This window comes from Rothia terrae (assembly GCF_012396615.1).
Lineage (GTDB): Bacteria > Actinomycetota > Actinomycetes > Actinomycetales > Micrococcaceae > Rothia > Rothia terrae.
Window position 1 is genome coordinate 112,124 of record NZ_JAAXPV010000007.1, and the last position, 9,944, is coordinate 122,067.

Annotated in this window: 9 protein-coding genes, 1 tRNA gene and 1 pseudogene; 4 read left to right on the forward strand and 7 right to left on the reverse strand. The window is 54.0% G+C overall.

Features of this window, described 5'->3' with window-relative positions; translation table 11 throughout:
- Positions 1-397: 397 nt before the first annotated feature.
- The 7 genes from upp to HF984_RS05565 form a co-directional block, all read right to left on the reverse strand.
- On the reverse strand, positions 398-1,036 hold the full coding sequence (gene upp / locus HF984_RS05535) for a uracil phosphoribosyltransferase (protein ID WP_168614685.1): 639 nt from the start codon (positions 1,034-1,036) through the stop codon (positions 398-400).
- A gap of 73 nt (positions 1,037-1,109) precedes the next feature.
- Positions 1,110-1,367, reverse strand: a complete 258-nt coding sequence (locus tag HF984_RS05540) for a hypothetical protein (protein ID WP_168614686.1) — start codon at positions 1,365-1,367, stop codon at positions 1,110-1,112.
- Between the two features lie 8 nt (positions 1,368-1,375).
- Positions 1,376-2,023, reverse strand: coding sequence for a hypothetical protein (locus HF984_RS05545; RefSeq protein ID WP_168614687.1), 648 nt, complete (start codon positions 2,021-2,023; stop codon positions 1,376-1,378).
- A gap of 555 nt (positions 2,024-2,578) precedes the next feature.
- Positions 2,579-2,666, reverse strand: a tRNA-Ser gene (locus HF984_RS05550).
- Between the two features lie 72 nt (positions 2,667-2,738).
- Positions 2,739-3,395, reverse strand: a complete 657-nt coding sequence (locus HF984_RS05555; protein WP_168614688.1) for a TetR/AcrR family transcriptional regulator — start codon at positions 3,393-3,395, stop codon at positions 2,739-2,741.
- 162 nt (positions 3,396-3,557) lie between these two features.
- Positions 3,558-4,073 (reverse strand): tRNA adenosine(34) deaminase TadA, encoded by a 516-nt coding sequence (gene tadA / locus HF984_RS05560; RefSeq protein WP_168614689.1) that lies wholly within the window; start codon positions 4,071-4,073, stop codon positions 3,558-3,560.
- A 9-nt stretch (positions 4,074-4,082) separates the two neighbouring features.
- The gene (locus tag HF984_RS05565) at positions 4,083-6,329 is read right to left on the reverse strand and encodes a RecQ family ATP-dependent DNA helicase (RefSeq protein WP_168614690.1); all 2,247 of its coding nucleotides are present in this window, start codon (positions 6,327-6,329) and stop codon (positions 4,083-4,085) included.
- Between the two features lie 122 nt (positions 6,330-6,451).
- Between HF984_RS05565 and HF984_RS05570 the strand changes: the two genes are divergently transcribed.
- The 4 genes and pseudogenes from HF984_RS05570 to HF984_RS05585 all read left to right on the forward strand — a co-directional run bounded on the left by HF984_RS05570 (position 6,452) and on the right by HF984_RS05585 (position 9,911).
- Entirely contained in the window at positions 6,452-7,978 is a 1,527-nt protein-coding gene (locus HF984_RS05570) for an MFS transporter (protein WP_168614691.1), read from the forward strand.
- A 109-nt stretch (positions 7,979-8,087) separates the two neighbouring features.
- On the forward strand, positions 8,088-8,807 hold the full coding sequence (locus HF984_RS05575; protein WP_343947381.1) for a VTT domain-containing protein: 720 nt from the start codon (positions 8,088-8,090) through the stop codon (positions 8,805-8,807).
- A 386-nt stretch (positions 8,808-9,193) separates the two neighbouring features.
- A pseudogene (locus HF984_RS11920) lies at positions 9,194-9,277 on the forward strand (transposase family protein); the annotation flags it as partial.
- Positions 9,278-9,320: 43 nt separating this feature from the next.
- Positions 9,321-9,911, forward strand: a complete 591-nt coding sequence (locus HF984_RS05585; RefSeq protein ID WP_247596474.1) for a transposase family protein — start codon at positions 9,321-9,323, stop codon at positions 9,909-9,911.
- Positions 9,912-9,944 lie beyond the last annotated feature (33 nt).

Genomic DNA, 9,944 nt, shown 5'->3' on the forward strand with positions numbered 1-9,944 from the left:
CGATTTTTACCGGGGTAGTCCTTTTATGGAACTCTGAATAAGTAAATAAATCAAGTAATATTTGTGATTTTTCAAAAAATATAATCTTTTTCTCGAAATTTACCTGTGTTACAAAATATTTCACTGTATAAAAAATGTATAGATATGCATGTTTGACATCTCGCATCCGCCCATCTGCTAGGTCGAGCGGTAAAAATTTTCAGAAAAATGGAACATCAAAGAAACTGAACATTTACCCTTCAAATGTCAAGGTTGATTTACAAGAAAGTTCTAAAATTCTATCTTGCAGTCCATAATCAACATTTCACGGTTGGTAAATCGGGCAGAAAAATACCGCCCTCTCCGCAACATATTGATGCGGTGATGAGAGCGGTATTCAGTGTTCTCAGTAAGAGCCTTACTCGGCTACACCGTACAGGCGGTCACCAGCATCGCCCAAGCCGGGAACAATGTAAGACTTCTCGTTCAGGCGCTCATCCTGAGCAGCCAAGAAAAGATCAACATTCTCAAGACCTTCCACGCCAGCCTTGAGCGCTTCAATACCTTCGGGAGCACCCAAGATACACACGCACGTAATATGTTCAGCTCCACGCTTGCGCAAGAACTTAATGGCCTCGATCAACGTGCCACCGGTCGCCAGCATGGGATCAAGAAGGTACACCTGGCGTCCCGTCAAATCTTCGGGTAGACGCTCAGCGTAGGTCACGATATCCAAAGTTTCTTCGTTACGTGCCATGCCCAAGAATCCAACCTCAGCGGTGGGAATCAAACGGGTCATGCCTTCAAGCATGCCCAAACCTGCGCGCAGAATAGGCACTACGAGCGGACGCGGTGAAGAAATGTAGGTACCAACGGTTTTGGTGATGGGAGTTTCAACCTCGCGTTCTTCAACACGAATCTCGCGGGTTGCCTCATACGCAAGCAGAGTCACTAGCTCATCAACGAGCTGACGGAAAATAGGTGACGGAGTGTTCTTATCACGAAGAACAGTGATTTTATGGTCGACCAGCGGGTGGTCCAAAACTTTAATACGCATGAGTTAAACGCTACCACCGCGCGCGACATCTCCAACCAGAAAACTCACAAAAGTGGATCGGGTTGAAGGCTTATTATTTATCCACGCGCACGAGGGTGAGCTCGCCTCCTTCACGCACCTTGTACTCTGGCGTGTATTGCCCGCTTTCATTAGCTTCAGGTGAAGGTGTTTGAACTTCAGAAGCAGAGCTGCTGGGGCTGCTAGAAGGTGATGGAGTTTGGGACGGGCTTGCAGATGAACCCTGTGTTGGAACAGCAGTGTCTTCCGGCGTTGCAGTTGGCTCCGCAATAGATGAAGGATTTGAGGCAGAAGGCATAGGTGTTTGGCTCATTGTTACTCCTAGAAAGAGGTAGGACCAGTATTTTTAGTCATTGTCTTTGTACCATTAGCATCTGTGTACGTCATAGTGGTCTGGCCCGTAACGGTTAGACCACCGGCCGCAACACACCTATCGGTAACTTTAAACTGAATAAATACACCCGTAGCATCACCCGTACCATTCACCGAGGTGGAGACCTGCCATACAGGGGCAGTGTATTTGAGGGTAAGGGTTGTCGGACTGGTCTGAGTAACTGTCCACCCAGCAGGGATAACATTTGCACCGTATGACCCTGTAGGTTCAATTTGAATACTGTGGTTGAAGGTAATGACAGAGGTAATGCTGACGTTAGTAACAGTTCCAGCAGACCCTTCTACCCAGTAGCCGTTCGACGAAGTGGTTGATCTATTGGAGTCAGAGTTACCTGCAGGTGATTTATAAGGTAGGGAGTCAATGTAACCGCGCGTTGGGTTAGTAGTTACGTTACAGGTACCTCTCATAGCTTTTCGGGCAACAGTTCGAAAGTACTGACCAGCTGTAGTAGTTGCCGTCCCTCTTTTGGACGCCGCATAAGCAGGAACAGAAGCCGCAGAAAGAACTACAGGCGCAGCCCAAGCCATCCCCTTAGCAAGGCTGCGACGAGATACGTGAGAGGAATTCTCTGACATTTTGCACTCTTTAGTTTTCGAAATTAAATATTTAGAAATCAGTATAACAAAGTTACTACCCCCCCCCGCTTAGATTTTTATGAGAAAGCTCCACGCGCAGACTTGGCTCGTAAATGCTTTTTCACTCGTTTAGCCTAGGAAGATGTGAATATATTTCAAAGAGACCAGTTAAACCCGAAGTCAGACCCGGGTTTTTAACTAGATATTCCGGAGGCCTTTTTCTCTACCGACTAGGAAATTTATCTTTCCAAAGAAACAAAATATTTTTTATGCTTCGGCGCGCCGCCTACAGATATTTATTTTAAATTAACCGATATTTAACCAGTTGATAAACCCATAAACCGCCTATAACTATCAGCATTCCTTCAGTTACCAGTCAGTCAAATACATCTATATCAAAACTTAACCAACGGTACGACCACAGCCAGGAAGGTGATTTTATAAGACCTTCCGTAACGTCGGATGCCCATAAAGAACCCCCGCTCCAGTACCCCGCACAAACATTCAGGCATAACAAAAGCCCGGTTTAAAAATTCAAACCGGGCTTTATATGAGCGGTGACGGAGGGATTTGAACCCTCGGTACGGGGTTACCGTACACAACATTTCGAGTGTTGCACCTTCGGCCGCTCGGACACGTCACCAGCGTCTACGAGCTTACCCAAAAGCGCGACAATACTCAAATACTACGGCAGATAGCATCAGGCATACATGAGCTAAGAAGAAATATAACCGTCGATAACAAGCATTGCAGTTCGAGTGGCATCCTCAGCATCGCGGTCTGAGGCATGGACTTCGCGGTCCATTGTCAGCATAAATACCGCACCAAAGAGCGCGACGGCTACAGCCTCCGTACTTTGATTGGTATCAACCTTATAGTGCAGCGGAATACCGTCGATAATGCCCTTGATAGCACCGATGAGTTCCTGGCGCACCTCTCGCATGGTGGGCGACCAGGTTTCGGGATTCTTCCAGACTTCTGAAAGCCACAGACGAGCGAAGCCCGGGTGCACTTCTAGATATTTAAAGGCTGAATAGCACGCCAAGCGAATTGCCTCGCGCGGATCTCGCTGTGTACATCCTTTATCAATCTCTGAAATCAAGAGCTTGGCTCCATACTGCAAGAGTTGGTCAACCATCGTCTTTTTGGATCCAAAGTTGTAGTAGACGGTGCCCTTTGACACCCCTGCGCGCTCGGCAACTTCGTCAACAGTGGTAGCGATTGAGCCTTTTTCGCTCATGATGAGCAGGGCAGCTTCAAAGAGTTTGAGCTGGGTTTTATTGGTCCGTCCGGGGCGACGGGTGGACGCCTGTGCGTAGGGGCTTTGGTATGCGTAGGGCTCTGCTGATAAGCGCGGCGAGTGATCAGTCATGGGGCGCCACCTTTGAGATGAGAACAATGAACTAACTAGACAGAACATCTAATATACACTCTAGTTTTTGAAATAATCTGCTTATTTTTTCAAAAAATTTACGGGTGAGTGTTCAAGTATACACATTAGGTTACCGTCCGGTTACATAGCCGGAAGTGCGGTCTAGCGTTCGCGCTTGTCAGCGAAGAATGAGGTGAGCAAGTGAGCGCATTCCTCCTCGCGCACTCCTGCATAAACCTCTACCCAGTGGTTCACGCCTCCATCGCGCAAGACATCGTAAACGCTACCGGCAGCCCCTGTTTTTTCTTCCCACGCGCCCATGACAACCACTGGTATTCGAGCCAGCAAAATGGCACCGGCGCACATCAGGCAGGGTTCCAGCGTGACCACCAGCGTGCATCCGTCAAGACGCCAGGTACCCAGGCGATCCGCTGCCTCGCGAATTGCCAGAACCTCAGCGTGCGAGGTGGGGTCTTTCGTCGCCTCGCGCTCGTTATGCCCGCGTCCTATGACGGTGCCATCAGCGTCAACAACGACAGCCCCAATAGGCACATCGTCGCTTGCCAGAGCGAGTTTCGCCTGGTCAAGGGCATAGCCCATCCAGGCCCGATGCTGAGGGGAAGCAGGAAGGTCATGAGTGCGCGTAGCACCGGGGGTTGAGGGTTGAAGTTGGCTCATAGCTCTCCCCTAGTGTGTGCTTGCGAGCGCGAACGGTAGAACGTGCGCCGCTCCGGCTTGTTTGAGCAGGCGAGTTGCGACGGTGATGCTCCATCGTGAGTCGACGAGGTCGGTTACAAGAAGAACTGTCGGTTGCTGTTCTTGCAGGTAGTTCTTCATCTCGTCGGGGGCGTCCCAGGCGTGCACTGTGGCGGCGCATCGAAAGACGCTGTTGCCGCCAAAGTGTGCGGCGTCCTGTACCTGTGTGAGGGGGCCGAGGTCGACCAGTTTTCCGGTGACAGCAAGGCCGTGGGCTAGGGATTGTGTAAGCTGCGGACGCACTGGTGAGGGGATATAAACCACCGCTTGAGGACGCTGCTGCCACTGCCAATCGGCAAGTACCTGCACGCAGGCTTTGCCCATGTCGGGGCTGATGGGCGCATCAATCTCAGGGGTGTTTTCGGCGTTTGTGAAGAGCTCGCGCAGGCGGTTACCCCAGCCGAGGTCGGTGAGGCGGGCGAGCGCGCGTCCTGTCTCAGGTCGCAGATCAGCTGGAATTTTACCTTTGAGAGGTTTGCCGTTTTCGCTCACGCCTAGGCGGTCGAGACCGGTGGGCCACATGCCGCGCGGTTCAATCTCCACGCCTACGGATGCCAGTGCCCCGCGTGCGGCCTGCGCAGCGTTGTCGTTGATGTTGGTGGCGAACCAGGGAGCGGCGCAGGTGTCGCACTGGCCGCAGGGTTGCGCGGTGCGGTCATCGAGTTCGAAGGCGAGAAACTGCATACGGCAGGTGGTGGTGCGTTCGTAGTCCAGCATGGCGTTCTGCTCGTTGCGTCGGGTTTGCGCTACGCGGCTGTAGCGTTGCGCATCGTAGGTCCACGGGTTGCCGGTGGCAATCCAGCCCTTGTCAACGCGTTCGGTAGCACCTTCAACGGCGAGCACTTTCAGCAGAAGCTCGATGGAGTTTCGTTTGACGTCTACACGGGTTTCAAGGGCGGGCACGCTCAGAGGTTGACCCTGCTCTGTTGCCTCGCGCAAAGCATTTAGCAGGGCGTGGGTGTTCTCTTGGGTGGGCATGGACGCGGTTGCAAAGTACTCCCAGATTTCTTGATCTTCGGTGCCGGGTAGCAGAAGGACGTCCGCGTTGATTGCACCGCGTCCGGCGCGTCCTACTTGCTGGTAGTAAGCCACGGCCGAGGACGGCGCGCCCAGGTGTACCACGAATCCGAGGTCTGGTTTATCAAAGCCCATGCCGAGCGCGCTGGTAGCAACGAGGGCTTTCACGCGGTTTTCTTTCAGTGCGGCTTCGAGTTCTTGACGCTCGTCGGCATCGGTGCGTCCGGTGTAGGCGGCGACGTTGTACCCGGCATCGCGAAGGGCTGCGGCGGTGTCTTCGGCGGCAGAGACGGTGAGCGAGTAGATAATGCCAGAGCCGTTGAAAGAGCCCAGGTGCGTGAGTAACCAGCCTAGACGCTGGGTAGAATCAGGTAAGTTCAGCACGCCCAGTCGTAGAGAATCACGGGTGAGCGGGCCGCGCAGAATGAAAACGTCGGAGGCGAGGTGAGACTCCCCCGATTGCTCAGGCTGAGTCGGTTGCATGCCTTGCCCCGGCGAAGGCTCACCGGCAGGCGTCCCTGAGTTGGCGCCTAACTGTTCGGCGACGTCCTGCACCACGCGCTCGTTCGCGGTTGCGGTGGTCGCAAGAATGGGAACGCCTGCGGGCAGTTGAGCAATCAGCGTGCGAATACGCCGGTAGTCGGGGCGGAAGTCGTGCCCCCAGTCAGAGATACAGTGCGCCTCATCGATTACGAGCATGCCCAGGTTAGGGAGGATGCGCGGCAGCCAGTTCTCGCGGAAGGCAGGGTTGTTCAGGCGCTCGGGGCCGATGAGTAGAACGTCCAGCTCGTTCGCTGCGATTTGAGCGGCAATCGAATCCCACTCTGTCACGTTGGATGAATTCACCATTGCGGCGCGCACACCGGCGCGGGCGGCAGCGTCCACCTGATCACGCATGAGAGCGAGTAGGGGCGAGACAATCAGCGTCACGCCGCTACCTGCCTGGCGCATCAGAAGGGCTGAGAGAAAGTACACCGCCGACTTGCCCCAGCCCGTGCGTTGAATAACGAGTGCGCGGCGGCGGTGCGCCACGAGTGCCTCGATAGCCTCGAACTGTCCAGGATGAAAGTGCGCGCCGGGATTGCCGGTGAGTTTGTGCAACAGCTCAAGGGCGGATGCGTGCAGGTGGCTGGCGGGCTCGGTGCCGGGTGCTGAAGTCATGTCTCTAGCATGGCATATCTGCGCGCTAGGTACGTGAGGGGTGACAGACTACAAAAGCTTATTCCCTGAGCGTGCTCATCGTCTCAACCCACGATTTGCCCCCGTTAACTAGACTGGATGGTATGCCCGTAACCAATTCCATTCCGCTGAACGCTGGCAAAATGCAGTGGCTTGCTCTTGCTGTGTTGATGCTGCCTGTCCTATTGATTTCTGTTGACAACACCGTGTTGAGTTTCGCGCTGCCCGAGATCTCTCGCGTCATGCGCCCCACCGGCACTCAGCTTTTGTGGATGGTTGATCTGTACCCGCTGGTGCTGGCGGCTCTACTGGTTCCCATGGGTTCGCTGGGCGATAAGATCGGACGCCGTCGACTGCTCTTGATTGGTTGCACGGGTTTTGGTGTGGTCTCTGCTCTGGCGGGATTCGCGCCGAGTGCTAGCTGGTTGATTGCCGCTCGCGGTACGCTGGGCTTTTTTGGTGCTATGCTCATGCCCTCAACGCTGGCGCTTATTCGCAATATCTTTCTCAACCCCAATCAGCGACGCGTGGCGTTGGCCATCTGGGCGTCAGGCTTTTCTGCCGGTGCTGTCATCGGCCCGATTATGGGCGGGTTTTTGTTGGAGCATTTTTGGTGGGGCTCTATCTTTTTGATTGCCACGCTCATTCTTGCGCCGGCGCTTATTTGCCTGCCGATGCTCGTGCCCGAATCGTATAACCGCACGGGCGGTCGCATTGACGTTCCTAGCATCCTGCTGATTATGACGGCGATGTTCGGCATTATTTATGCGCTGAAGATTGGCGCTACTGAGGGGCTGGGGCACCTCAGTATTTACGTGGCGCTGGTGGCCGGCCTGGTCACCGGGGTTTTGTTTGTGCGCAGGCAGAACCACCTTGAGCACCCCATGCTTGATATGACGCTCTTTCACAGCCGCGTCTTTACCGGTGGTCTGCTGAGTAACCTCATCACGATGACGAGTTTTACCGGCTTCATGATTTTCTACTCCCAGTACGTGCAGCTGGTGGTAGGTTTCTCGCCGATTGCCGCCGGACTATCGATGCTTCCTGCGGTTATTTGCACCATTCTTTCTGGGTTGCTGGTGGTGCGCGTGGCTAAGTTCATTCGCCCCGGGTTAGCGGTTGCTCTGGCTCTAGCACTCAACGTTTTGGGCTACGCGCTGATTTCGTTCGGTGGCTTTACCGGCGCGTCCTTTGCCCTGTTTATGGCTGGCTTTATGATGCTCGGCGTGGGCAACGGCGCCGCGCAAACCCTCGCGAACGACGCGATTATTGGCGGCGTTGATATCAGCAAGGCGGGCGCGGCATCCGCGGTGTCTGAAACCGCGTATGAGCTGGGTAGTGTTCTGGGCGCCGCTCTGCTGGGCACGGTGCTAACTGCTGTTTTCCGTGCTCAGATTGTTGTGCCGCCGGGCGTTTCTGGTGAGGACGCGAATGTTGCGGGTGAGACGCTGGGCGGTGCGCTGGATGTCGCGTCCCGCTATTCGGGTGATACCGCTACTGCGCTAGTAAACAGTGCGCAGCAGGCATTCTCGTCGGGGGTGGGTTTCTCTTCGGCGGTGGCGGTGCTCCTGTGCGCAACGGGTGTGGTCACTGCCGTGACATTGCTGCGGAGTCTACCGAAAGCGTCCTAGCGCTACCCCTCACGGTTAACTTACCTGTCAGGGCACGTGAAGGAAGCCACTAGCCCGTATTAAGCAAAAACATAGGGTTTCGCTTTATCATTTGTGAAGGTGCACCGCTGTGCATCGCACACCGACGGTGGCTCAAGCGTTGCCCGAACGAACTGGATACGAAGATATGAACATCTTGATGGCGCATGCGGTAGACCTGCATGCTCACTTGCCTGTGGCCCTGCTGGGCATGAACATCGAAGAAATTCTCATCAATGCTGGCCCCTGGGTTTTGGGCCTGGTGGCGCTGATGGTGTTCATCGAATCCGGTGTTCTCTTTCCTTTCTTGCCCGGTGACTCTCTGCTGTTCACCACCGGCCTGTTGCACCAGCAACTGAACCTCAACGTGTTTGTGATGCTTCTGGTGTTCAGCCTCGCAGCTATTTTGGGCGACCAGGTAGGTTACTGGCTGGGCCGCACCTTTGGCCGCCGCCTGTTCAAGGAAGACGCGAAGATTTTGAGCTACGCAAACCTTGATAAAGCGAACATTTTCTTCAATAAGTACGGCGGCAAGGCTCTGGTCCTGGCGCGTTTTGTGCCGGTTGTGCGCACCTTCGTGCCACTGGCTGCGGGCATCGCTAACTACCGCTACTCAAAGTTTGCAACCTGGAACATCACCGGCGCAGTGCTGTGGGTTTTCCTAATGACCCTCGGCGGTGTCTTCTTGGGCGGCATCGACATCATCAAGAACAACGTTGAGGCTATCGCGCTGATCATCGTGTTTGTCTCGCTGATTCCGATTGTCATCGAGGTTCTGCGCGAGCGCGCAAAGAACAAGCGCAACGCATAAGTTTTATAGATAAAAACCGGCGATGTCCTTTAAGGGGTATCGCCGGTTTTTTGTTTAAGGTTGAGTGATAGGGCGCGGGTTGTTCGTAAGCGTCCTACTCGTAGGGTTATTGCCCGCGCGCGTCGAAGAATTTTTCAATCTCTGCACGAATAAAGGCATAGAGGCTTATTCATAAGGGGTAAAACCCACCAACTAAACAACGACCCCACCAGCGACAAAAAATAAGGATAAAACACCAGTAATATACTCAACCCAAACCGGAAAAGACCGCTGCAAAACCATCGTACAACCGGGCCGAACAGCAACCAATCCGCCACACTCATCACAGCCCTGAACAAAAACCCCTCTGAAACAAACCAGCAACCAAACCACGAGCCCTCACCCTCAACCAAGCCCTCAAAATCACCCTCATGTACCTCCGCCATAACCTCACTGAAGAGGTCCTAACCGAAGCATTCGAGGTTTCTCAATCCACGATTTCGAAGAACCATCCACCACATCGAAGGCGCACTATTGAAGCTACAAGAGCTGAAAGCCCCCGCGCTCGAATCTCTCCAGAATATCCCCGGCTCACTGGTCATAGACGGCACTTTGATTCCGGTGTGGAACTGGTCTTCACAAGGGAGAACATTGTTTTCAGGTAAACACCAGCGTGCTGGTTTCAACCATCAGCTCATCTGTACCCTGAATGGAAAACTGCTGGCTATCACCGATCCGGTGCCAGGGGCCCGTTATGATGTGCATGCTTTTCGGTTTCACCGGCTCGAGAGATTTCTGAACGAGACAACATTGGCGGATGAAGGCTATATCGGGCTCGGGCTACTGGCTTCGGCTCAACGGAAACCGGGGGTGAGGATGAGGGCTGCGGTGAGAGAGAATAATCGTCAGATTATTCGGTTGTGGTCAGTGGTTGAGCGGGTGATTGTGCAGGTGAAAACGTGGAGGGTTCTGCGTTCTGGTTTTCGGCGGTTGCTGCGTTCTTATTCGCGGGTGTTTTCGGTGGTGCGGGGATTGAGGCTTATTCAAAAGTCCCACCAGCCGCCAAAAACACCAACCCGCGAACTACCGAGAACACCCGCTGATACGAGCTCAACGGCCGTCTGAAACCCATGTGCAGAACCCGCCAGGTCTTAATGT